Here is a 22,998-nt window from a genome sequence, read left to right as displayed (position 1 = left end):
AGGATTTCATCATGAAAAAAGTTATCGCCGCCCTGATCGCCACCCTGTTCGCCACCGCCGCTTTTGCGCAACCCCCGGCCGCTCCGGCAGCCTCCGTTCCCGCCAAGGCGGAAGCGGCCCACACGAAAGCCGTGGCCAAGGCTGACGCCAAGGAAACCAAGGCCGCCGTGAAAGCCGATGCGAAAGAAGCGGCCGTCGCCGCCGACGCGAAAGCCGATGTCGCCAGCGCCAAGGCCGATGCGAAAGCCACCAAGGCCAAGGCCCATCACAAGGCAGCCAAGGCCAAGGTCAAAGCGGATGAAGCGAAAGCGGCAGCAGCGGTACCCGCGGCACCAGCACCAGCGAAGTAAGCGCGGCAGCGGCCACGCGAGCGCATCCGCCGGGTCTGCGCTCCCGCGGCCACTTCGCCCGCAAGATCAAGGACAGCTTCGGCTGTCCTTTTGCATGGCGCAGCGCCACCTGGCGCATTCTGCGCCGCCGCTTCATGGAAACGCGATAAAACGGCGCGCACGCGAGACACCGGCAATCCGCCCCTCGCCACGAAAGCTACGTGCAGCGCCATTCGAAAGACATCCTGCAGGCGGATACGCGGTAGTTGTAAGCGTTTGTAATGACCGTCAACGCAAGCGTCCGGGGGCGCGTTTTATGCTCAGTGACACGGGAATCATCCCGGCACCAACAGACACACCAGACAAACCACCACTGAGGACTGCACCATGAAAAACGTAATTGCTACCCTGATCGCCGGCCTGTTCGCTACCGCTGCCTTTGCCCAGACGCCAGCAGCGCCAGCAGCCTCGGTCCCCGCCAAAGTGGAAGCGGCCCACACCAAGGCCGTCGTGAAAGCGGACGCCAAGGAAGCGCAAGCCGTCGTCAAGGCCGATGCTAAAGAAGCGAAAGCAGTCGTCGCCGCGAAAACGGACGTCGCCAGCGCCAAGACCGAAGCGGCCGCCACCAAGTCCAAGGCGCACCATAAAGCCAAGCAGACCAAGGCCAAGGCTGACGCAAAACTGGCATCGGCCACCGCCGCCGCACCAGTTTCGGCCTCGGCCCCGGCCAAGTAATCCAGTACCCCAGCACCCGGTTTCATTCGCCACATTACCTGATAGGATTTCATCATGAAAAAAGTCATCGCCACCCTGATCGCCACCCTGTTCGCCACCGCCGCTTTCGCCCAGACGCCAGCCGCACCAGCAGCACCGGCCGCTCCAGCAGCTTCCGCCGCAGCCGTTGCGCCGGCAGCCAAGGCTGAAGCACCGGCCGCGCCGGCCGCCGTCAAGCCAGCGACGCACAAGAAAGCCAAGCATCACAAGGCGAAGAAGGCGGCCACTGGAGAGAAGGCAGTTCCAGCCACGCCGGCAGCCTCCGCAGCGGCAGCCGCGCCAGCCAAGTAATCAAGGTCGCGCAAGCCAAAAAGACAGGGTTTCCCCTGTCTTTTTTTTCGCCCGCTTTTTCGTGTATTTGTTTCGGCATCAGCACCGTGTCCATGACATTGATCACGCCATTCGATTGATACACATCATAGGTACGGATGTTGGCGCTACATGCTCCAGGCCCCCGCCATGGGGCCATGGCGGCAAAGGGGGCGCCGGCGGCCAGCATGGAAACGATGAACAGTGCTGCGGGAACGAAGGTGCGCATGATGATCTGCTGATCGCTTATGACCTGCGGCGCATGTTTGCACAGTCATTTACGCGACCTGTCCGCAAACGGATTCGACTGACTGAAAACAAAAAAACGGCGCCGTGCCGTGCACGACGCCGTTTTCACGATGTTTTCCTCGCCGCGGGCCGGGAATGCCGGCCCGCGGTGCCGGAAACTAGTTGGCCGCGACCTGCGGCTCCGTCTCGCCCCAGCCGCCGCCCAGGGCGCGGATCAGCGCCACCGTGGTGACGGCGCGGTTGCCGCGCAGTTGCACGGCGTTGCGCTCGATGGCCGCCAGGTTGCGCTGCGCGTCGAGCAGGTCCAGGTAGCTGGAACGGCCCGCGTCGTACAGCTTTTGCGCCAGGTCGGCCGAACGGCGCGCCGAGACGACGGCTTCGTCGATCTGCTGCGTCTGGCCCGACAGGATGCGCAGGCCGGCTAGGTTGTCTTCCACCTCGGCGAAGGCCACCAGCACGCTCTGGCGATACGTGGCCACCGACTCTTCCAGCTGCGCTTCGCTGCGCGTCACGGCAGCCTTGTTGCGGCCGCCGTCGATGATGGGCATCGACATCAGGGCGCCCAGCAGCCAGGAGCGGCTGCTCCACTTGAAGATGTCCGAGAAGGTATCGGACGCGCCGCCGCCGGAAGCGTTCAGGGTCAAGGCCGGGAACATGGCCGATTTGGCCACGCCGATGCGCGCATTCGACGCTTCCATGGTGCGCTGCGCCGACGCGATGTCGGGACGGCGCTCCAGCAGCGAGGACGGCATGCCGGCCGGGATCACGGGCAGGAAGCCGCTGTCCTGCAGCGGGTTGACGCCCGCCGTGAAGCTGGCGGCCGGTTTGCCCAGCAGGACGGCCAGCGCATGCTCGCTGGTGGCGCGCTGGCGCTGCAGGCCGATGGCTTCGGCGCGCACGGTCGACAGCTCCGTGCGGGCACGGGACAGGTCGAATTCGCCGATGTCGCCCAGGTCATAGCGGCGCTGGTTCACATGCACGCTTTCCTCGCGCAGGCGCACCGTCTGCTCCAGAGTCGCCAGTTCGGCGTCCGTGGCGCGCAGCTGGAAGTAGGTCTGCGCCACGTCGGCCTGCAAGGACAGCAGCACCGAGCGGTAAGTCGCTTCCACGGCCAGCGCATCGCTGCGCGAGGCGCTGACGTTGGCCGCCACCCGGCCGAACAGATCGACTTCGTAGCTGGCCGTCAGGCTGGCCTGGTAGACGTTGGTCGCCGCCACCGGCGCGCCGTTCGGCAAGCCGAGCGACACGGCGGAAGCGCGGTTGCGCTGGCCGCCCACATTGACGCCCACTTGCGGGATGCGGTCCGCTTCGGCGATGCCGGCAATGGCCCTCGCCTGCTTGACGCGGGCGGCGGCGACGGCCAGGTTGGCGTTCGCCTGCGTGGCCTCATTAATCAGGCCAGTCAAGGCCGGATCATTGAAGGCCAGCCACCACTCGCCGCGCGCCTGGCGCTCCGCCGGCACGCCCTGCTTCCAGCGCGTGCCGTCGGCCGCCGTCTGCACGGCGGGCGCTGGCGCTTCCTTGAACGCCGCCGGCGTGTCGATCTGCGGCTGCTTGAACTCGGGCGCCGCGCACGCCGCCAGCAGCACGGCAGCGGCCATGGCGCTCAAGACGGGCGCCGCGCGCCGGATGATTGCATTGGTTTTCAATATATATCTCCTTCCAGGTTCAATGCTGGCGCAGCAGTTGGCTTGGCGGCAGCATCGGCTGGTTTTTTCTCAAAACGCTGCGCCAGGGTGCGCAGCAGAACATAGAACACGGGCGTCAGGAACAGGCCGAAGAAGGTCACGCCCAGCATGCCGGCGAAGACCGCCACGCCCATCGCATGGCGCATTTCGGAGCCGGCGCCGTGCGAGAACACCAGGGGCACCACGCCCATGATGAAGGCGATCGACGTCATCAGGATCGGACGCAAACGCAGACGGCACGCTTCCAGCGCCGCTTGCACGACGGTGCGGCCATGCTCTTCCAGTTCGCGGGCGAATTCCACGATCAGGATGGCATTTTTTGACGCCAGCCCCACCAGCACGAACAGGGCGATCTGGGTAAACACGTTGTTGTCGCCGCCGGTCAGTTTGACGCCCAACAAGGCGCACAGGATCGACATCGGCACGATCAGGATCACGGCCAGCGGCAGGGTCCAGCTTTCATACTGGGCGGCCAGCACCAGGAACACCAGCAGCACGCACAGCGGGAACACATAGATCATCGTATTGCCGGACAAGATGTCCTGGTAGGTCAGCTCCGTCCATTCATACGAAATCCCCTGCGGCAGCACTTCCTTGGCGATGCGTTCCAGCGCCGCTTGCGCCTGGCCGCTCGACACGCCAGGGGCGGCGCCGCCGTTGAAATCGGCTGCGGCGTAGGCGTTGTAGCGCTGCACGCGGTCAGGACCATAACTATCCTTGACGCGCATCAACGACGACAGCGGGATCATTTCGCCTTTGTCATTACGGACTTTGAGCTGCGCGATATCCTGGGCATGTGAACGGAAGGCCGCATCGGCCTGCACGCGCACCTGGTAGGTGCGGCCAAACTGGTTGAAGTCATTCACGTACAGCGAACCGAGGTTGATCTGCAAGGTCTGGTAGATCGTTTGCAGCTGCACGCCCATCTGCTTGGCCTTCACGCGGTCGACGTCGGCGAACAGCTGCGGCACGTTGATCTGGTAGCCCGAGAACACGCCCGCCAGTTCCGGCGTCTGGTAGGCCTTGGCGGCCAGCGCCTGGGTGGCGTTGTACAGCGCGTCGTAACCGAGATTGCCGCGGTCTTCGATCATCATCTTGAAGCCGCCGATGGTGCCGAGGCCGTTGACGGGCGGCGGCGGGAAGACCATGATGAAGGCGTCCTGGATGCCGCCCAGGCGCTTGTTGATCTCGGCCGCGATGGCGCCGCCCGACAACTCCTTGGTCGAGCGCTCGTCGAACGGCTTCAGGGTGGCGAAGACGATGCCGGCGTTCGGCGCATTGGTGAAGTCGTTGATCGACAGGCCGGGGAAGGCGATGGTCGATTCGACGCCGGGCACCGACTTGATGACGTCGGACATGCGGCGCACGACATCTTCCGTGCGGTCCAGCGAGGCGGCGTCGGGCAATTGCGCAAAGCCCACCAGGTATTGCTTGTCCTGCGCCGGCACGAAGCCGGCCGGCACGGACTTGAAGGTGAAGATGGCGGCAACGACGAGCAGCGCATACACGCCCAGCGAGGCGCTCTTGCGGCCCAGCACGCCCTTCACGCCCGCTTCATAGCGGTGCGAGGCGCGGCCGAAGAAGCGGTTGAACCAGGTGAAGAAACGGCCGAAGACCTTGTCCATGCCGCGCGTCAGCGCGTCCTTCGGCGCATCGTGCGGCTTGAGCAGTGCGGCCGACAGGGCCGGCGCCAGGGTCAGCGAGCTGAAAGCGGAGATCACGGTCGAAATGGCGATGGTCAGCGCGAACTGGCGGTAGAACTCGCCCGACAGGCCGGGCACGAAGGCGATCGGCACGAACACGGCGCACAGCACCAGGGCGATGGCGACGATGGGACCGCTGACCTCTTTCATGGCCTGGATGGTGGCGTCGCGCGGCGACAAGCCATCCTCGATGTTGCGCTCGACGTTTTCCACCACCACGATGGCGTCATCGACGACGATACCGATGGCCAGCACGAGGCCGAACAGCGACAGGGTGTTGATCGAGAAGCCGAAGCCCAGCATCACGGCAAAGGTGCCGACAATCGACACGGGAACGGCCAGCAGCGGAATGATCGATGCGCGCCAGGTTTGCAGGAAGATGATCACCACCAGCACCACCAGGGCAATCGCCTCCAGCAGGGTATGGATCACGGCTTCGATGGACGAACGCACGAATTGCGTGGGGTCGTACTCGATCCGGTATTCCACGCCTTGCGGGAATTCTTTTTTCAGCTCGTCCATCTTGGCGCGCACGTCGGAAGACAATTGCAGCGCGTTGGCGTTCGGCGCTTCAAAAATACCCATGCCGACGGCAGGATTATTGTTCAGCAGCGAACGCAGCGAGTAGCTGTTGGCGCCCATTTCCACGCGCGCCACATCCTTGAGGTGCGTCACGGCGCCGTCGGCATTGGTGCGCACGATGATGGCGCCGAATTCCTCGGGCGTCTGCAGGCGGCCCTGGGTGTTGACGGTCAGCTGGAAGTCCGAGTTCTTCGCTGGCGAGGCGCCGATCACGCCAGCGGCCACCTGCACGTTCTGCTCGCGGATGGCGTCGACGACGTCGTTGGCCGTCATGCCGCGCGCCGCCACCTTTTGCGGATCGAGCCAGATGCGCATGGCGTAGTCGCCGGCGCCGAAGATCTGGATGTCGCCCATGCCGGGCAGGCGGGCCAGCTGGTCCTTGACGTTCAGCACCGCGTAGTTACGCAGGTACATGTCGTCATAGCGCTTGTTCGGCGAGACCAGGTGCACCACCATGGTCAGGTTGGGCGAGGACTTGACGGTCGTCACGCCGATCTGGCGCACTTCCTCGGGCAGGCGCGGCAAGGCGCGCTGCACGCGGTTCTGCACCTGCGTCTCGGCCTGCTCGACGTTGGTGCCGATCTTGAAGGTCACGGTCAGCATCATCGCGCCGTCGGACGTGTTTTGCGAGGACATGTAGAGCATGTTCTCGACGCCGTTGATCTGCTCTTCGAGCGGCGCGGCCACGGTTTCGGCGATCACTTTCGGGTTGGCGCCCGGGTATTGCGCGCGCACCACCACCGATGGCGGCACGACGTCGGGATATTCGGAGATGGGCAGGCCGAATATCGACAGCAGCCCGGCCACGAATATGACGATCGACAGCACCGCCGCGAAGATCGGTTTGTCGATGAAAAAGCGGGAAAAATTCATGTTTATTCCTTGGAAGTCGATGCTGCCTTGGCGGCGATCTTGGCGTCTTTTGCTTCAGGTTTTGCAGGGGCGACGGGCGCGGTCGGGTCGAAATCCATCGCCACCATCTGCGGCGTCACCGGCGCGCCGGGGCGCACGCGCTGCAAGCCGTTGACGACGATTTTTTCGCCCGCCTTCAAGCCTTCGCGCACCACGCGCAAGCCGTCCGAGGTCGGGCCCAGCTTGACGGCACGGTATTCGGCCTTGTTGTCGGCACCCACCACGTAGACGTATTTGCGGCTCTGGTCCGTGCCGACGGCGCGGTCGGAGATCAGCAGCGCCGTGCTTTGTGCGTGCGGGCCGTTGCCGCCATCGAGCTGAATGCGCGCGAACAGGCCCGGCACCAGCTGGCGCTCGGCGTTGGCGAAGGTGGCGCGCATGCGCACGCTGCCCGTGGCCGGGTCGAGCTGGTTGTCGACGAATTCCAGCTTGCCCTCGTGCGGGAAGCCCGTTTCGTTGGCCAGGCCTACCTTGACGGTGACGGGCGTGCCCTTTTGCGCCGTGCCGGCCACGCGCAGATAGGTATCCTCATCGCCGTCGAAGCTGGCGTAGATGCGGTCCGTCGACACCACCGACGTCAAAATGGCGGAGGCGTCGATCAGGTTGCCGACGGTGATTTCCGCCTTGCTGACGCGGCCGCTGATCGGCGCCTGCACCTGCGTGTACGACAGGTTCAGCCTGGCCGCTTCATACGCGGCTTGCGCCGAGCGGACATTCGCGTCCAGCTCTTTCAGGCCCGAGGCCTTTTCATCGAATTCGCGCTGGGCGATGGCTTTTTCGGCCAGCAGCTTTTCAGCGCGCGACAGTTCCAGCTTGGCCAGTTCCGCCCTGGCGCGGGCGGAAGCGGCCGTGCCTTCGGCGCGCGACACTTCAGCCTGGAAGGGGCGCGGATCGATGACGAACAGCACATCGCCCTTTTTGACTTCGCTGCCCGGCTTGAAGTTGACGGCCGTGATGAAGCCGCCGACCCGCGAGCGGATTTCCACGCGCTCGATCGCTTCCAGGCGGCCCGAGAATTCCTGCGTTTCCGTGATCTGTTTTTCAACGACGGCGGCGGCCGAGATGGGCGGGCCGCCGGCCGCTGGCGCGTCGGGCACCTTGCTGTTGGCCGTATCGCAGCCGGCCAGGCTCACGGCCACGAGGCCTGCCAGCGCAAGCGAGGCAGCCAGGGGCTTCAGCAGAGTGGAAAATTGTTGAACGTTTTTCATTTTATTTCCCTGTTTTATGAAAATTTCTAATGGTATGGGCGGCAGGAAGCAACCCAGCTAAAAGTGGAAACTGCAGCGTATGGTGGTGCCATGGCGCCCGACGGCGCTCGATCAAAGGTAAACAGGCCGCCCGCTGTTTAAAAGCGGACGGGGACGACGAAGCTGGCTGTGCGAGCGCACAACGCAGACAGGATGGGAACTACACTGCGTAGTGTAGCAACCGAAACTCAAAAAGTAAACTGATTAGTGTAAGTTTTTTTGCGGTGCCGCAGATGGCGGCCTCATGACTCGGGTTCCTGCCCGAGTCCGGCGACGAAACTGCTAATTTCGCTCAATACCTGCACCTTGCAGGCGCATTCATTACGGGCGCTGGCGTCCTGCAGCGGCGCGGCAGCCATGCGCCGCACGGTGGTCTTGATGCCGCAGGCAATCAATTTGCTGCCGTATTGTTCAGCCTCGTCGCGCAATGGGTCGTCTTCGCTGGACAATATCAAGGCCGGCGGCAGGTTCTTCAGGCGGCTCGACTGCAATGGCGACGCGTACGGATGGGTACGGTCAGCGGCATTCGGCAGGTAGCCGCGGTAGGCGGCGGCGCACTGGTCGGCCACTTCGGCCTGGTCGGGGCAGGTCGGCAAGGAGCGCATCGAACAGGTCGACAGGCCGGGATCGAGCATGGGCATGATCAGCACCTGGCCCGCGAGGGGCGGTCCGCCCCGGTCGCGCGACATCATGGCGCACACGGCTGCCAGGTTGGCGCCCGCTTCGATGCCCGACACCACCATCTGCTTGCCCGTCCAGCCCAGCTTGGACTTGTTCTTTTTTGCCCACAGCAGCACGGCATGCGCGTCTTCCACGGCGGCGGGGAATGGCCGTACCTTCGCCAAAGTATAGTTCGCTGCCAGCACCACGTGGTCGGGGTTGCTCAGCACGAGGCAGCGCAGGAAGTCGTCCGCATCGTCCAGGTCGCCGGCCACAAAACCGCCGCCATGGAAGAAGACCATCAGGTTCGGCTGCTTGGCGCCCGGCACGCCGGCCGTGTAGACGCGCGCGCCGAGCGCATCCTGCGCGCCCTGCACCTCGATGTCGCGTATCTTCAGCGCCTGGCCAGGTGCCAGTTCGGCCGCGTAGTCGGCAAACGTCATTGCGCCACCACCGGCTGCACCGCAGCATCGCGCACCGCGTCGTTCAGGCACAACAGGGCGACGCCGCCCACTTCATGGGTCAGGGCGCTATAGGCACTGGCTTCGCTTTGCGCCGCCAGCGAGTAAGCATCCGTCGATACCATCGCGGCCAGAGCGAGCGAGCTCATAGCGAGAGCAAGCACTGCAAAGATTCCATTCCGGTGACCCATGATATTTCTCCTGTGAACTTCCTGCGGCAATCACATTTATGCTGCAGTACAACAACTATAGACTTGATCTACAATCTGATAAAGAGTGCAATGCCGAATTGATTGTTCAGAATTCTGAATAATCGCGCAGAAAGTGATAGGAAATCAAGTGAACAAGCTGCAAGCCATGGAAGTCTTCATTCAAGTCGTCGATGCGGGCGGCTTCACGCGCGCGGCGGAAAACATGCAGCTGCCGAAAGCCACCGTGTCGACCCTGATCCAGTCGCTGGAAAGCAGCCTGTCGGTCAAGTTGCTCAACCGCACCACGCGCCACGTCAGCATCACTTCCGACGGCGCCGCCTACTACGAACGCTGCGTGCGCATCCTGTCGGACGTGCGCGAGGCCGAGGAATCGCTGTCGCGCACGCGCTTGAGCCCCAGCGGACGGCTGCGCGTGGACGCGCCCACGGCCCTGGCCAGCGAACTGATCATCCCCGCCCTGCCCGACTTCTTCGCCCGCTACCCCGATATCTCGCTGGAACTCGGCTGCAGCGACCGGCCCGTCGACCTGATCGAGGAAGGCGTCGACTGCGCCGTGCGCGGCGGCGAACTGGGCGATTTGAACCTGATCGCGCGCCGCGTCGGCGTGCTGCATTTCATTACCTGCGCCGCGCCCGGCTACCTGGCGCGCCACGGCACGCCGCAGCACCCGAACGACCTGGCGCAGCACCGGGGCGTGAATTTTTTCTCCGCCAAGACGGGCAAGACCTTTGAATGGGATTTCACGCGCGCCGGCGAACGCATCCAGATGTCCATGCCCAGTCATATCGCCCTGAACGACTCGAACGCCTACGCGGCGGCCGGCCTGGCCGGCCTGGGCATCGTGCAAATGACGCATTTCATGCTTGCGCCGCTGCTGGAACAGGGCAAAATGGTGGAATTGCTGGGCGATTGGGAATCCGACCCGCTGCCCATCCACGTGATCTATCCGCCCAACCGCCACCTGTCCGCCAAGGTGCGCGTGTTTGTCGAATGGGTCGCCGACATGTTTACCAACCACCCGGCCACGCAGCTGAAGGGCAAGAGCGCCCTGCCCGCGCGCGCCGCCCTGACCGAGGCCCAGCCATGACCGCAGCAAGCACACCGCCGCACCCGCACCGCATCGTCTTTCTCGACCGCGACAGCCTGATCGCCACCGTGCGCCCGCCCGGCTTCGCCCACAGCTGGGAAGAATATCCACATACCAAGGGCAGCGGGCAGACGGTATCCCGCCTGCAAGGCGCCACCATTGCCATCACGAACAAGGTGCCGCTGCGCGCGGCCGAGCTGGCGCAACTGCCCGACCTGAAGATGATCGCCGTGGCCGCCACGGGCACGGACATCCTCGACCTGGCCGCCTGCCGCGAGCGGGGCATCGTCGTGGCGAATATCCGCGACTACGCGCGCGCCACCGTGCCCGAACACACCCTGGCCCTGATGCTGGCCCTGCGCCGCCAGCTCATCGCCTACCGCTTTGATGTGGAAGCGGGCCTGTGGCAGGCGTCGGACCGCTTCTGCCTGTTCGGCCACCCGATCCGCGACCTGGCCGGCAGCCGCCTGGGCCTGCTCGGCTACGGCGCGCTGGGCAAGTCCGTGGCCCAGCTGGGACGCGCCTTCGGCATGCAGGTGATCGTCCACAACCGCTCCCCGATCCAGGAGGACGGCGTCAAGGAGGTGAGTTTTGACGAACTGCTGGCCACCTCCGACGTCCTGAGCCTGCACCTGCCCCTGACGGACAAGACGCGCAACATCATCGGAGAGCAAGAGCTGGCGCGCATGCAGCCCACGTCCCTGCTGATCAACACGGCGCGGGGCGGCCTCGTCGATGAAGCGGCGCTGGCCCAGGCATTGACGCAGGGCGTGATCGCCGGCGCCGGCTTCGACGTGCTGTCGAAGGAACCGCCGCCGCCCGACAATCCGCTGTTGAATTTGCGCCTGCCCAACTTCATCCTCACCCCGCACACGGCCTGGGCCAGCGGTGAAGCCATGCAGAAACTGGCCGACATCCTGATAGGCAATATCGAAGCGTTCGAACGCGGCGCTCCAGTGAACGTGATGGCATGAGCATACTGACCGAACTCGATGAACTGCTGCGCGGCGACGACGAGGAATACGACCGCCTCGACCTGTTTCTCGAAGCGGACGAGCTGGTCGGACAGCTGCGGACGGCCGACGCGCCCGCGCTGCTGGCCCTGTGGCCGCAACGCAGCCTGTGCTGGCAGCGGCGTTTCACGCAAGCGAGCACCAACATCGACGGCGCCGCGCTGCGCGCGCTGCTGGCCGGTTTGCTGCAGATCAAGGAGACGCCTCACGGCGTGTTCGAACTGATGTCGCGCTTGCCTGCGACAGCCGACGCCTCCCCGCTCAGCGACGCGCTGCTCGATTATGCCGAGCAAGCCTGGCATGCGGACCAGGGGCGGCACCGGCAAATCCAGATCAGCTGCTGGAGCTGCGGGCTGTCGGGACGGCTGTTGAAGCGGCTGGGGTTGGCGTCGTGGCAGGAAGCGGGCTTGTAGGCGCTACGGCGCGGCGGGATGCTCGAAGCTGAAACCCGGCGCGTAAGCATGATAGCCGTCGAAATCGCCCTTGCCGATGGCCGCGCCGGCGCTGCGCGCAATCGCATACGCCATGCTGAAGTGAAAGTAAAAATTCGGCAAGATGTACAAATTCAAATATTCATTGGCTGGCAGCGCGATGTCGGCAAAGCCGGCGCGGTCGCGGCAGATGCGGTCTGGCGGCCCGTCGAAGCGCTCTGCGGGAATGTCCTTGAGGTAGCGCATGGTCTGCGCGATCTGCTCCTGCAGGCTGGCGGCGCCGCTGAAATCGGCCACCTCCAGCCCCGCCAGCGGGCAGCAGCCGCGCAGCGAAAAACTCACGGCCGCGCGCACCTGCTGGGCGAACGGCAGCATGTCCGGGTGCAGCCGCGCCGCCAGCAGCTGCGGTTGCGCGTCGAGCTTGTCCAGCATGGCCGACAACTGGCCCAGCGAACGGCAAAAGATGGCGACGGGGTGGCTGTTCATCATTTCCTCATGCAAGATTCAAGATGACAAGAGTGTGCCACAGGCACCCGCGTCCCCGCAGCGTTATCGCCGGTGCTTGCTGAAAAATTCCCACATCACCTCATTCGCATCGATGGCGCGCGTGGTCTTGCCGATGGGCAGGCCAATATTAAAAGCGTCGGCGCCCGGCCAGGTGTGGCCGCCCTCCTTGACGGTGAGCAAGGCCACGCCGGCGCCGCCCGCACCCTGCTCCAGCCAAGTCACTTGCGTGGCGTCGCCGGCAGGACCTGGCATCAGGCGCGGCTGCGGCGCGGCGCCGTCGATGCCGTTGTGCCTGCGCCAGTAGGCAAACGTGTCTTCGGCCGACAGGTAGCTGGCGGCCTTGCCCTCGAACAGCACGACCTTGTCGGCCGTACCCTGTATCAGCAGCATGCCGACCTTGTCCTTCTGAATGTGATGCTGCCGCACCGGTTCCGGCATGGGCGCCCCCACCGAGGCGACGGCGGCGAACTGCTGCGGCAGCTCGGCCGCCAGGCGCAGGGCAAAGAAGCCGCCGCGCGACAGGCCCGTCGCATACACGCGTTTCTCGTCGACGCGGTAATCCTGCTTGAGCTTGCTCAACATCGCCTGCGTAAAACCGACGTCATCGGTGCCCGCCAGGTAATCCATGCCGAAGCCCACGTTCCAGTCCTGCCTGATGCCTTGCGGGTAGACGACGATGAACCGGTGCCGCTCGGCCGTCTTGTTCATCTGCGTGTACAGCATCTGTTCCGCCATGCTCATGCCGCCGCCATGGAAATTGAAGACGACGGGAAACGCCTGCCGCGGCGCCTGGTCGTAGGCGGCGGGCGTGTAGACGATGTAGCGGCGTTTTTCGTCTTTGTGGACGAGACTGCTAACTTGCGCCAGCGCGGGGAAGCTGGCGCACGCCAGCACCAGCAGACTGATAAGACATTTCATGCGGTTTTCTCCGTTGATCAAGAGCTTGCAGCTTACGCATGCGCCGGTGAAATCGCGGTGAAATCTCCGTGCTTTTTACTGTTTCTGGAGGGGAAGGATGTCGACGCGGTACTGCGCTTCGCCGGGATGGAAAACAATGTCCCAGCGCATGGCTTTTGCCAGGCGCAGCAGCAGGTTCTGGCCGTGCGCGAAACCGTGGATGCGCCGCGGCTGTCCCGCCGTCACCGTATTGACGATGCTCAGGCGGCCTTGCGCAAACGCAATGCTGATGCGGCAAGCGGGGCCGCCATGGAACAGGGCATTCGCCAGACAGTTATTGATAAGCAACATCGTCAGCTGCGGGTTGCCGATCACCGCCAGCCGCTCGGGCAAGTCCAGCGCCAGCAGGCTGGCATCCCAACGATGTTCGTCGAGCAGGCGCAGCAGGCATTGCTCCAGGCAGCCGCGCAACTCGACCACCTCGCCTGGCAGTTGCTCGGCCCGTGCCAGCGCGAACAGCACGTCGATGGTGGCGCGCATGTCGTCGACGCCCTGGCGCAGCTGCGCCTGCCCGTCTGCCGCCAGGGGCAGCGCGCCGGCCAGCGCCAGGCTGTTGTGCATCAAGGTCAGCGGCGTGCGCAGTTCGTGGCTGACGTCGCGCGCGAATGCCTGTTCCCGCCGCAACACTGCCTGCAGTTCGGCAAACGTGCTTTCCAGGCGGCGCGCCAGGAAACCGATCTCGTCGGGACGGTCGCGCCCGCTGAAGTGCACGGCGCCGCCGGGCGCCAGCTGGCGGGCTTCCCGCGCCAATCGCTGCAAGGGCCGCACGAGGCGGCGCGCCAGCCAGTACGCCAGCAGCAGGGCCAGGGCGACCAGCGCCAGCGCCACGCCCAGCACGACACCGCCCACTTCCCGCACCAGGCGCTGCACCACCAGCACGGGCGCCACGTCGGCCAGCAGATAGGCGCGCCGCGGCTGGCCGGCAGCAGCGAGGTCCAGCGCCAGCACGTGATAATGCTGGCCCGTATCGGTAAATATTTCCGCGCGCGGGGCCGATGCTGGCATTTGTCTGCGCACCGCTTGCGGCAAGTCAAGGTAGCGGCCATAAACCGTGATGAGGTCGCTGCCAGACGGCGTCAGCTGACCGTGCTGGCGCAAGCGCTGGCTGACGGCCACCGCCTCGCGTTCGAGCAGGCGCTGCACCAGCATGTCTTCCGTCACGTAGGCGATCACCAGCGCCAGGCCCGTGTAGCACAGGCACAGCACGACGGTGAAGCCGGCCAGGGCGGCGAACAGGCGCTGCCGGATCGACTTAGCCATCGCTGGCCGCCCCGTCGAAGGCCAGGCGGTAGCCCAGCTGCGGTATGGTCACCAGCACGCCCGCCGCGCCAAGCTGTTCCAGCTGCTTGCGCAGCGCGTAGATATGCGATTTGAGGGCGTCGCTGTCGGGCGGCTGGCTGCCCCACAGGGCTTGCAGCAGGGCCGAGCGCGATACGGCGTGCGGATGCTCACGGCATAGCAGCAGCAGGATTTTAAAGCCCGTCTGTGTCAGCGGCAGCGGTGCGTCACGGTACATGGCGCGTCCTGCGCGCGTCTGCAAGGTGAATGGCCCCACGCGCATTTCCTGGCGCACGTGCAGCTGCCGCCGGCGCGCCAGCGCTTCGCAGCGCAAGGCCACCTCGCGCAAGTCGAAGGGCTTGGTCAAATAATCGTCGGCGCCGTCGCGAAAGCCGCGCGCCTTGTCTTCGTAAGAGTCGCGCGCCGTCAGCATCAGAACCGGCACATTGCTGGGCGCGGCCGCCTTGATGGCGCGGCACACTTGCAAGCCATCGATGTCGGGCAGGTTCAGGTCCAGCAACACCACGTCATAGGCGTTGCGCGTGGCCAATTGCACGGCCAGCGCGCCCGTGCCCGCATGGTCCGTCTGCCAGCGCAAGCCGTCGAGGAAATCGAGCACCTGGCGCGCGATGGCCAGGTGGTCTTCCACCAGCAGGATACTCAGGGACGCTTTGCTCATGGCACGCCGGCAAGGCGCGCATACAGCCAGAAGTTGCCCGATTTTCCGCGAATTTGCCGGTAGCAACGCAGATAGCCTTCCCGCTCGAAAGCGCAGCGTTCGAGCACGCGCAGCGAACGCTCATTGCTTTCCAGCACGGTCGCCTGGATGCGCAGCAAGTCCAGGCGCCGGAAGCCCCAGTCCACGACGGCGTCCACGATGGTCGTGGCCACGCCCTGCCCCCACACGGCGGGCGACAGCTCGTAGGCGATCTCCGCCGTGCGGTGCTGCGGGGAAATCGCATTCAAGCCGATGGTGCCCACCAGCTGGCCGCCCTCGCGCAGCACCACGGCCAGGCGCATGGGCGAAGACGCGTCTGCCGATGCGTAGTCATCGAAATTGGCTTGCAGGTCGTCGATGCTGCGCAAGTCCCAGCTCGTGTGTTTGATGACGACAGGGTCGGCCAGGCAGGCATACCAGGCGGGCGCATCGCTGCGTTCCAGGGGGCGCAAGGTCACCAGGGGGTGAGTGGAACAGGGCAAGTCAGCCGGTTTCATCGTTTGCTCCTGGAATAGTCAATCGACGGGGCAATCGGCGGCCAGCCAGGCATGGAAATCATCGGCGGCCCGCTCAAAATCGTCGCGCCGCATCGAGCCGTGGCCCGCCAGGTACACGGCGCGGTCGCCGCCATCGAGGGCCAGCATGACGGCGCGTGCGCCGCTGTCGTCGCCGATGGTCATGTAGCCAGGGCAACATTGCTGCACATCATAGGTTTCGTTGCGCTCCCGCAAGCTTTCCAGGCCATACAGCAGCACCTGTTCGCCGCGCAGGCCTTCCTGCCAGTCCTTGATAAAGCTCAGGTAATGCGCCGGCAAGGCATGGCCCAGCCAGCGCTGGACGGCGTCGATGTCTTGCCCGCTCACGCACCGCCCTTGCGCCGCGCTTCCCACTCGCGCCGCAGCAAGCCGTACAGTGCCGAATCGCTGACCTGGCCGCCGACGATCCAGCGCTCCGGCAAAAAGCCTTCCTTATTAAAACCCTGGCGCTCGAGGGCGCTGGCCGAGCCGGCGTTGAGCGGGTCGATATCGGCTTCCAGGCGGTTCAGGTCGCGCTCGACGAAGGCGAATTCGATCAGCGCGGACAGCGCTTCGTGCATATAACCGTTGCCCCAGTACGGGCGGCCCAGTGCGTAGCCGATCTCGGCGCGGCGGTTCTGGCGGTGCTCGGAAAACAGGCTGCAGCTGCCCAGGTATTCGCCCGTCGCCTTCAGCTCGACGGCAAAGCGGAAGAATTCCTCTTTCTCGAAAGCGGCGCTGTCCTCGGCGATCTGGCGCGTGGCGCGGCTGATATCTTCCCACGGCGGTTCGCTGAAATAGCGCATCACTTCGGGGTCGGCATGCATGGCGAACTGGGCCGACTCATCCGAGGGTTGCGGCTTGCGCAGGATCAGGCGTTCAGTGGTGATGGTCTTGCTGTAAGTCATGGCGCTCCAGTCTGGCGGCAGTGAACGAATGCTTATTATTTCATGCAACTATAACGATGTGGCAATTTTGTGACGCAGATTTTCATGTAGTATGGCAATGTTTCCACCATATCATTGATGCAACTTCGCGATTCGTCCAAGCACGCAGTAGCAGCAAACACCGATGCCGACCTTATCCCTCCCCAGAATCCGCCTCACCATGCCGCTTGCCCTCGGCGCACTGGCCGTCTGGCTGGCCCTGAGCCTGGGCGGCCGCTGGCTGGAATCGTCCGGCTACGCATTGCCGGGCGCAGCCGTCACCGGCCGTATCGGCCTGTCGTGGGCGCTGGCCGCCCTGTTCGCGCTGGCGCTGCTGCTGGCATCCAGCCAGCGCCGCGAAGCGGGCCTGTGCGCACCGCAACCGTGGAAAAGCACGTGGCTGGTCTGGCCGCCCCTGCTGTATGCGCTGCTGATGCTGTTGCTGGCCTGGGCCGGCGGCTGGCCGCAGCCGCGCGTGCTGCTGATCGTCGCGTGCAACGCTGCGCTGGTGGCCGTCTCGGAAGAGCTGATGTTCCGCGCCATCTTGCTGCAGGGAATGCTGGACCGCTACGCCGTCTGGCCCGCCGTGCTGATGTCCTCGGCGCTGTTCGGCCTGGCCCATACGGCCAACGGCCTGGCCACGGGCGACGTCAGCGGCGCCCTGTGGCAAGCCGTGGCCGCCACCCTGCAGGGCGTCGGCTATGCGGCCATCCGCCTGCGCACCCGCTCCATCTGGCCCATGGTCCTCGTGCATGGACTGTGGGATTACGCGCTGGTGACGGCCACCTTGCCGCACCCGGCCGAAGACGGCGCATCGATCCTGCCGTACGTCGCGCTGCTGGCCGTGCTGCCCCTGTGCCTGTACGGCGTCTACCTGCTGCGCCCCAGCCAGCGGCCGGTCATCTCTCAACTGCAACTATAAGGACTGCGCATGGCGTTTTTTTTCCGTGATTACGAGGTATTCCTGCTGCTGGCCGCGCCCGATGCCATACCGCTATGGGATGCGGCGCAATGGACGCCGTTTGCCGCCAGCCTCGACGGCCTCGTGGCGCAGGCGAGCGCGAGGGGCAAGGCCGGCGTGCGCAGCCATCAATACAATCCCAAGGGCAAGTCGATTCCCTTTGGCCGCCTGGGCTGGGACGCCAAATCGCACGCCAAGTGGACGCACACGCCGGCCACGACGCAAGCGCGCTTCATGAGCCTGGAAGCGTGGGCGCCCACCTGGACCGTCTGCGAAAAGGACGACCAGGCGCCCGACCTGTTCCTCGCCCTGGCCAACGAATCGCTGCTGGGACTGGCAGGCAAGCCCTTGCAGTTCAGCCAGCGCCTGGTGTGCGCCATCGCCACGGACATGGGCCCGGAAGCGGCCGCCACCTTGCGGCAAGCGCTGGCGCAACTGGCCGCGCAGCAAGACGCCGTCGTCTTCGCCCACACGCGGCGCCAGTGGGGCCGCGCCTCGTCGTATGGCGGTTTCACGGGCGCCATCCAGGACATGCTGATCGGCGGCCTGTTCCGGCAGGACGACCCGCATGCACGGCCGCTCGATGACGCCGCGTTCCAAGATGCGTGGAGCAAACTCGACATCCACCATGCATGAACGGATGCCCATGCCACGCCTGATCTGCGCCATCGTGCTGTGCTGGAGCGTCCATGCGGGCGCCTTTGAGCTGAGCGGCATTATCCGCAGCAATGGAACGCCGCTGCCGCAAGCCATCAGCATCGTTGCCGAGCGCATGCACGGCGAGCCGCAGATACATGGCACGGTCGAAAATGGCCGCTACCGCATTGATGTACCGGAAGGCGCCACCCTGGCGCTGCTGCTGCAATCGCCCGGCTGGGAAGCGGAACCCAAGCTCATCTTCAACGCGGCCACGGCGGGCGCGCTGGACTTCCTGCTGTATCCGGCGGCAGTGCCCGAAGCGGCGCTGGCAGCCGAATTGCGGACCATGGAACAGGAAGACCAGGCCCTGCGCGCGGGATTCCCGCCTACGGGGCCGGACCTGGCCACGCGCCAGCGCATGCTGGCCACGGATAAGGCGCGCGAGCAACGCTTGCGGCAAATCATCGCCAGCAAGGGCTGGCCCACGCAAACGATGGTCGGCTACAAGGCGGCGGGCAGCGCCTGGCTGATCGCCCAGCATGGTTCCAGTGCCTTCCTCAAGACCAGCCTGCCGCTGATGCGCGCGGCAGCGGCAAGGGGGGAAATCACGCCCTCGAAGCTGGCCCTGGCGATCGACCGCGACTTGAGCAATGACAAGCTGCCGCAGCTGTACGGCAGCCAGTTCCGCACGGATAGCACCGGCAAGACGGTCCCCGTCCCCATCGACGATCCGCAGCGGCTGGAGCAGCGCCGCGCCAGCATGGGCATGGAACCGTATGCGCAGTACCGGCAATTGTTCGAGTAAAGACCAAGTATTGACAGTGCCATCCATCGCATGGCATCGTTAGCCCATGCCATCGCCATTCCCGCCCCTGCCATCGATTATTGCCGCCATTTCACACATGGTGGCTGGACAGGAATGACATTGACCAAGCCGCCTGCAAGGCGGCTTTGATCTGCAGCAAACAATCAAGACGTCTCGCAGGTTTTATTTTTCACTTCAGCGAGCGACCATGCACACCACTTCCAGCACCCCGGTTACCCCCACCCTGCACCTCGTGTGCGGCAAGATTGCCTCGGGCAAATCCACCTTGACCAGCCAGCTTGCGCAAGCGCCACATACCGTGCGCATCAGCGAAGACAGCCTGCTGGCGCAGCTGTATCCGGGCCAGATCGCCAGCCTGGCCGACTATGTCGCCTGCGCGGCGCGGCTGCGCGCGGCCGTCGCGCCTCTGGCCCTGCAGATGCTGCGGGCGGGCGTGTCCGTCGTGCTCGATTTCCCTGCAAATACACCCGCCAGCCGCGCCTGGATGCGCGAACTGTTCCGGCAGGCAGGCGTGCCGCACATGCTGCACTACCTGGACGTGCCGGATGAGGAATGCAAGGCGCGCTTGCGCCAGCGCAATGCCAGCGGCTTGCACCCGTTTTCCACCAGCGACGCCGATTTTGACGCCATCACGCGCCACTTCGTGCCGCCCGCCACAGCGGAAGGTTTTCACATCGTGCGCGTGACGGCTTAGAACGTGCCCGGCAGCAGGATTTTCTTGTCCACCTGCTGCAGGTCGCGCAAGCCGCAAAACGCCATCGTCAAATCGAGTTCGTTGCGGATGATGTCCAGGCATTTGGTGACGCCCGGCCCGCCCATGGCGCCCAGGCCATACAGGAACGGGCGGCCGATGTAGACGCCCCTTGCTCCAAGCGCCACGGCCTTGATTACGTCCTGGCCCGAGCGGATGCCGCCGTCCATGTGCACCTCGATCTGGCTGCCGACGGCGTCGACGATGGCGGGCAAGGCTTCGATCGACGATTGCGCGCCGTCGAGCTGGCGCCCGCCGTGGTTCGAGACGATCAGCGCGTCGGCGCCGCTTTCCACGGCCAGGCGCGCGTCTTCCGGGTCCATGATGCCCTTGATGATCAGTTTGCCGCCCCAGCGCTGCTTGATCCATTCCACGTCCGCCCACGACAGGCTCAGGTCGAACTGCTGCTGCGTCCAGGCCGACAGCGACGACATGTCGGACACGGACGTGGCGTGGCCGACGATGTTGCCGAAACCGCGGCGTTGCGTGCCCAGCATGCCCGCCACCCAGCGCGGCTTGGTGGCCATGTTGAGGATGTTCGGGATGGTGAGCTTGGGCGGCGCGGACAGGCCGTTGCGCAAGTCCTTGTGGCGCTGGCCCAGCACCTGCAAGTCCAGGGTCAGCACGAGCGCGCCGCATTTTGCCGCCTTGGCGCGGTCGATCAGGCGGTTGATGAATTCGCGGTCTTTCATCACGTACAGCTGGAACCAGAACGGTTTTGTCGTGTTCGCCGCCACGTCCTCGATCGAGCAGATGCTCATGGTCGACAGCGTGAACGGCACGCCGAAGCGCTCGGCCGCCTGGGCCGCGAGGATTTCGCCATCCGCATGCTGCATGCCCGTCAAGCCCGTGGGCGACAGGGCCACCGGCATCGAGACGTGCTGTCCCACCATGGTCGAGGCCAGGCTGCGGTTTTCCAGGTTGACGGCCACGCGTTGGCGGAACTTGATCTTGGCGAAATCGCTGTTGTTGGCTCGGTACGTCGATTCCGTCCAGGAGCCGGAATCGGCGTAGTCGTAAAACATGCGCGGCACCCGTTTCTGGGCCAGCACGCGCAAGTCTTCGATGCAGGTGATGATACTCATGCGTTTCCTCGGTCGATGGCAAGTCAGGCCATGATCGTGCATTTGCCGGCAATTGTCTATCCGGCAGGCAAGCCTGACGGACAGAGCGTGGCTTACCGCGTGGCTTACCAGTCGCGCGCGCCGAGGATCCGCTCGCCCAGCGTGCTCAAGCGCGCCTGCGGGTAGCGCAGCTTTTCCTTTTCCTCGGGGTCGCCGGGAAAGGCGTAGCCCTGCGGCGCGCTGCGCTCGCGCCAGCTTTGCACCCTCCAGTCGCGCAGACTTTGATTGTCTTCCTGCGCTGGCGTAAAGGAAATATATTGCGCCAGGCGCACCTGGTCCGTGGACGTGTTCGGGCGGATGCCGTGCGCCAGCAGGCTGTTGAAGATCAACAGTTCTCCCGTCTTCATGGCGATGAATTCCATCGGGTAGGGCACCGTCGCCAGGTCCGGCTGCCAGGGATTGCGGTCTTGCGGCACCGTCTTGCGCCAGCTCAATAAATTATTGAACAGCTCCGGATAGCACTGGAAACCGCCGCTCTCGGGCGAGGTGTCGGACAGGGCCAGCACGCCCTGCACGTTGACGGGCAGCGGGTCGAGCGTGGTATCGGCATCCCAGTGGATGAAGCCGCCAAACTTGCGCTTGCCATGGTTCGGCGTGTTCAGGTTGGCGCGGTCGATCGTTACCCACAGATCCTGGCGGTCCCAGATGTCGACGAAGGCGTCGACCACGCGCGGGGTCTGGCGGTTATCCCACAGGGTCTGGTGGTGATAAGCCTCGACCATGCCGGAGCCGTTGAGTTCCTTCATCGCGTGGTCGCGCAACTGCTCCCGGTTCCAGGTGGAGGGATCGTGCTGGTCGAGTCCCTGGAATTCCCACAGGAAATCTGTTGTGCGCCGCACCTGGTCGGGCGACACGGCATCCTTGACGATGACGTAGCCGTAGGTTTGCCAGTGCAAAAAGTCGCTGTCGGACAGCACGCGCAGGGGCAGCTGCTTTTGGATGTCGCGCAACTGCGTCTGTTCCGTGTACGCCACGGACGGGTTGCCGGGACGGTCTTCGCCGTATTGATATGGGTTCTGCATCGCTGTCTCCTGGGTTGGTGTGAGACAGATTGTGCGCTGGCGCGGCACCGTAAAATGCGCGCCGGGCGGCCGATACTGATACTATCCTGACTATTCATACGCTTCAAACGTCACAATGACGCCTTTATTCGAACAAGTCACGATACCGGCAGGCCACTCCTGGGGCTTGCTGTGGCGCGAACTCGACGCCATTCCCTTCCTCTGGCATTACCACCCGCAGTTCGAGCTGACCCTGACGGTCAATGCGCGGGGGCAGCGCTACATCGGCGACCACCTGGGCGACTTCGAACCGGGCGACCTGGTGCTGCTGGGGCCGAATTTGCCGCACACCTGGTCGGCCAGCGAGCGCATCGACGGCGCGCAACCGATGCTGGCCGTCGTCGTGTGGTTTTCATTGGAGTGGCTGGAGCGGCTGGCGGCCTGCTTTCCCGAATTGCACGGTCTGCGGCAACTGGCGGCCCGCGCCGGCCCTGCCCTGCATTTTTCAACGGACACGAGCGCGCGCAGCGCAGCCAGACTGCTGCAATTGAACGCCCTGCCCGTGCCGCAGCGCTTGCCGCTGCTGCTCGACGTGCTGCTGGACCTGGCGGGCGATGCGGGCGCGCGGCCGCTGGCCTCGACGGCGCAGGCGCCGCTGCCCGATGGGCAGCACCAGCGCATGGCCGGCGTGCTGGACTTCATGCACGCGCATTTCCGCGAAGAAATCGCACTGGACACCCTGGCACAGAAGGCGGCCCTGTCGCTGGGCGCGTTTCACCGCCGTTTCAAGCGCCACGCGCATTGCACGCCGGGCGAGTACCTGGCGCGGCTGCGCATCGGCCGCGCCTGCCAACAGCTGATCGAGAGCAATCACGCCATCGCCGTCATCGCGCAGGAGGCGGGCTACCGCAACCTCGCGCATTTCAACCGCCAGTTCCGCGCCGCCAGGCAGATGACGCCGCGCGCGTTTCGCCAGCAGTACCGGCGTGCCGCCAACGGCGCGGCGTAAAGCCGCGCCAGAAACGAAAAAGGGGACCAGATTTTACAATCTGATCCCCGATATTCTGGTGCGGCTGGCAGGAATTGAACCCACGACCCCTTGGTTCGTAGCCAAGTACTCTATCCAGCTGAGCTACAG

General features: G+C 64.8%; 25 protein-coding genes and 1 pseudogene. 11 read left to right on the top strand and 15 right to left on the bottom strand.

The window, feature by feature from the left end; genetic code table 11:
• Positions 1-11: 11 nt before the first annotated feature.
• From AC07VI_RS13005 to AC07VI_RS12995, 3 genes are all read left to right on the top strand, one after another.
• Positions 12-350 (top strand): hypothetical protein, encoded by a 339-nt coding sequence (locus AC07VI_RS13005; protein ID WP_492994853.1) that lies wholly within the window; start codon positions 12-14, stop codon positions 348-350.
• A 366-nt stretch (positions 351-716) separates the two neighbouring features.
• Positions 717-1,064 carry a hypothetical protein gene (locus AC07VI_RS13000; protein ID WP_086146620.1) on the top strand — a complete coding sequence of 116 codons (348 nt, stop codon included), beginning with the start codon at positions 717-719 and terminating at the stop codon, positions 1,062-1,064.
• Between the two features lie 54 nt (positions 1,065-1,118).
• Positions 1,119-1,394: a hypothetical protein gene (locus tag AC07VI_RS12995; RefSeq protein ID WP_086146621.1), complete on the top strand. Its 276-nt coding sequence runs from the start codon at positions 1,119-1,121 to the stop codon at positions 1,392-1,394.
• 70 nt (positions 1,395-1,464) lie between these two features.
• On the opposite strand, the pseudogene AC07VI_RS12990 reads toward AC07VI_RS12995, so the two are convergent.
• The 6 genes and pseudogenes from AC07VI_RS12990 to AC07VI_RS12965 form a co-directional block, all read right to left on the bottom strand.
• A pseudogene (locus AC07VI_RS12990) lies at positions 1,465-1,542 on the bottom strand (fasciclin domain-containing protein); the annotation flags it as partial.
• A gap of 277 nt (positions 1,543-1,819) precedes the next feature.
• Entirely contained in the window at positions 1,820-3,262 is a 1,443-nt protein-coding gene (locus AC07VI_RS12985) for an efflux transporter outer membrane subunit (RefSeq protein ID WP_226936011.1), read from the bottom strand.
• A 44-nt stretch (positions 3,263-3,306) separates the two neighbouring features.
• The gene (locus AC07VI_RS12980) at positions 3,307-6,507 is read right to left on the bottom strand and encodes an efflux RND transporter permease subunit (protein ID WP_492994856.1); all 3,201 of its coding nucleotides are present in this window, start codon (positions 6,505-6,507) and stop codon (positions 3,307-3,309) included.
• 2 nt (positions 6,508-6,509) lie between these two features.
• Positions 6,510-7,754: an efflux RND transporter periplasmic adaptor subunit gene (locus AC07VI_RS12975; RefSeq protein ID WP_086146624.1), complete on the bottom strand. Its 1,245-nt coding sequence runs from the start codon at positions 7,752-7,754 to the stop codon at positions 6,510-6,512.
• A gap of 281 nt (positions 7,755-8,035) precedes the next feature.
• Complete coding sequence (locus AC07VI_RS12970) at positions 8,036-8,896, bottom strand: alpha/beta hydrolase (RefSeq protein ID WP_086146625.1); 861 nt, start codon at positions 8,894-8,896, stop codon at positions 8,036-8,038.
• The gene (locus AC07VI_RS12965; protein ID WP_157792285.1) at positions 8,893-9,063 is read right to left on the bottom strand and encodes a hypothetical protein; all 171 of its coding nucleotides are present in this window, start codon (positions 9,061-9,063) and stop codon (positions 8,893-8,895) included. The genes AC07VI_RS12970 and AC07VI_RS12965 overlap by 4 nt, the downstream gene beginning before the upstream one ends.
• Before the next feature lie 190 nt (positions 9,064-9,253).
• Here AC07VI_RS12965 and AC07VI_RS12960 point away from each other — a divergent pair, with 190 nt between their 5' ends.
• From AC07VI_RS12960 to AC07VI_RS12950, 3 genes are read left to right on the top strand one after another with little or no spacing between them, the layout of a single operon-like run.
• Positions 9,254-10,213, top strand: a complete 960-nt coding sequence (locus tag AC07VI_RS12960; RefSeq protein WP_086146626.1) for a LysR family transcriptional regulator — start codon at positions 9,254-9,256, stop codon at positions 10,211-10,213.
• Complete coding sequence (locus AC07VI_RS12955) at positions 10,210-11,187, top strand: D-2-hydroxyacid dehydrogenase (protein WP_492994859.1); 978 nt, start codon at positions 10,210-10,212, stop codon at positions 11,185-11,187. Before AC07VI_RS12960 ends, AC07VI_RS12955 begins: the two co-directional genes overlap by 4 nt.
• Positions 11,184-11,639: a hypothetical protein gene (locus AC07VI_RS12950; RefSeq protein ID WP_086146628.1), complete on the top strand. Its 456-nt coding sequence runs from the start codon at positions 11,184-11,186 to the stop codon at positions 11,637-11,639. The genes AC07VI_RS12955 and AC07VI_RS12950 overlap by 4 nt, the downstream gene beginning before the upstream one ends.
• A gap of 3 nt (positions 11,640-11,642) precedes the next feature.
• Here AC07VI_RS12950 and AC07VI_RS12945 read toward each other — a convergent pair whose 3' ends face one another.
• The 7 genes from AC07VI_RS12945 to AC07VI_RS12915 form a co-directional block, all read right to left on the bottom strand.
• A complete protein-coding gene (locus AC07VI_RS12945) occupies positions 11,643-12,146 on the bottom strand; it encodes a DUF1993 domain-containing protein (RefSeq protein ID WP_226935899.1) in 504 nt (167 codons plus the stop codon).
• A gap of 60 nt (positions 12,147-12,206) precedes the next feature.
• Positions 12,207-13,082 (bottom strand): extracellular catalytic domain type 1 short-chain-length polyhydroxyalkanoate depolymerase, encoded by an 876-nt coding sequence (locus AC07VI_RS12940; protein ID WP_086146653.1) that lies wholly within the window; start codon positions 13,080-13,082, stop codon positions 12,207-12,209.
• A 75-nt stretch (positions 13,083-13,157) separates the two neighbouring features.
• A complete protein-coding gene (locus AC07VI_RS12935) occupies positions 13,158-14,381 on the bottom strand; it encodes a sensor histidine kinase (protein WP_492994862.1) in 1,224 nt (407 codons plus the stop codon).
• Positions 14,374-15,078 (bottom strand): response regulator transcription factor, encoded by a 705-nt coding sequence (locus AC07VI_RS12930; RefSeq protein ID WP_086146631.1) that lies wholly within the window; start codon positions 15,076-15,078, stop codon positions 14,374-14,376. Before AC07VI_RS12930 ends, AC07VI_RS12935 begins: the two co-directional genes overlap by 8 nt.
• On the bottom strand, positions 15,075-15,614 hold the full coding sequence (locus tag AC07VI_RS12925; protein WP_086146632.1) for a GNAT family N-acetyltransferase: 540 nt from the start codon (positions 15,612-15,614) through the stop codon (positions 15,075-15,077). The genes AC07VI_RS12930 and AC07VI_RS12925 overlap by 4 nt, the downstream gene beginning before the upstream one ends.
• Positions 15,615-15,632: 18 nt before the next feature.
• Positions 15,633-15,980, bottom strand: coding sequence for an SMI1/KNR4 family protein (locus AC07VI_RS12920; protein WP_086146633.1), 348 nt, complete (start codon positions 15,978-15,980; stop codon positions 15,633-15,635).
• Complete coding sequence (locus AC07VI_RS12915) at positions 15,977-16,540, bottom strand: GNAT family N-acetyltransferase (RefSeq protein WP_086146634.1); 564 nt, start codon at positions 16,538-16,540, stop codon at positions 15,977-15,979. Before AC07VI_RS12915 ends, AC07VI_RS12920 begins: the two co-directional genes overlap by 4 nt.
• 163 nt (positions 16,541-16,703) lie before the next feature.
• On the opposite strand from AC07VI_RS12915, the gene AC07VI_RS12910 reads away from it, so the two are divergent.
• The 4 genes from AC07VI_RS12910 to AC07VI_RS12895 all read left to right on the top strand — a co-directional run bounded on the left by AC07VI_RS12910 (position 16,704) and on the right by AC07VI_RS12895 (position 19,678).
• Positions 16,704-17,480 (top strand): CPBP family intramembrane glutamic endopeptidase, encoded by a 777-nt coding sequence (locus AC07VI_RS12910; RefSeq protein ID WP_086146635.1) that lies wholly within the window; start codon positions 16,704-16,706, stop codon positions 17,478-17,480.
• A 9-nt stretch (positions 17,481-17,489) separates the two neighbouring features.
• The gene (locus tag AC07VI_RS12905; protein ID WP_086146636.1) at positions 17,490-18,155 is read left to right on the top strand and encodes a hypothetical protein; all 666 of its coding nucleotides are present in this window, start codon (positions 17,490-17,492) and stop codon (positions 18,153-18,155) included.
• A 10-nt stretch (positions 18,156-18,165) separates the two neighbouring features.
• Positions 18,166-18,963, top strand: a complete 798-nt coding sequence (locus AC07VI_RS12900) for a DUF6624 domain-containing protein (protein WP_492994867.1) — start codon at positions 18,166-18,168, stop codon at positions 18,961-18,963.
• A 208-nt stretch (positions 18,964-19,171) separates the two neighbouring features.
• Positions 19,172-19,678 (top strand): P-loop nucleotide/nucleoside kinase family protein, encoded by a 507-nt coding sequence (locus tag AC07VI_RS12895; protein WP_099375766.1) that lies wholly within the window; start codon positions 19,172-19,174, stop codon positions 19,676-19,678.
• Here the strand turns inward: AC07VI_RS12895 and AC07VI_RS12890 are convergent.
• Complete coding sequence (locus AC07VI_RS12890) at positions 19,675-20,820, bottom strand: alpha-hydroxy acid oxidase (RefSeq protein ID WP_086146639.1); 1,146 nt, start codon at positions 20,818-20,820, stop codon at positions 19,675-19,677. The two genes, AC07VI_RS12895 and AC07VI_RS12890, sit on opposite strands and share 4 nt — an antisense overlap.
• A 104-nt stretch (positions 20,821-20,924) precedes the next feature.
• On the bottom strand, positions 20,925-21,881 hold the full coding sequence (locus tag AC07VI_RS12885; RefSeq protein ID WP_492994870.1) for a phytanoyl-CoA dioxygenase family protein: 957 nt from the start codon (positions 21,879-21,881) through the stop codon (positions 20,925-20,927).
• Between the two features lie 115 nt (positions 21,882-21,996).
• Between AC07VI_RS12885 and AC07VI_RS12880 the strand changes: the two genes are divergently transcribed.
• Entirely contained in the window at positions 21,997-22,869 is an 873-nt protein-coding gene (locus AC07VI_RS12880) for a helix-turn-helix domain-containing protein (protein ID WP_099375767.1), read from the top strand.
• Positions 22,870-22,998: the final 129 nt, after the last annotated feature.

This window comes from Janthinobacterium sp. GW821-FHT03A03 (assembly GCF_059421435.1).
Note: the sequence above shows the minus strand (reverse complement) of the source record. Positions and strands in the feature narration are given on the sequence as shown.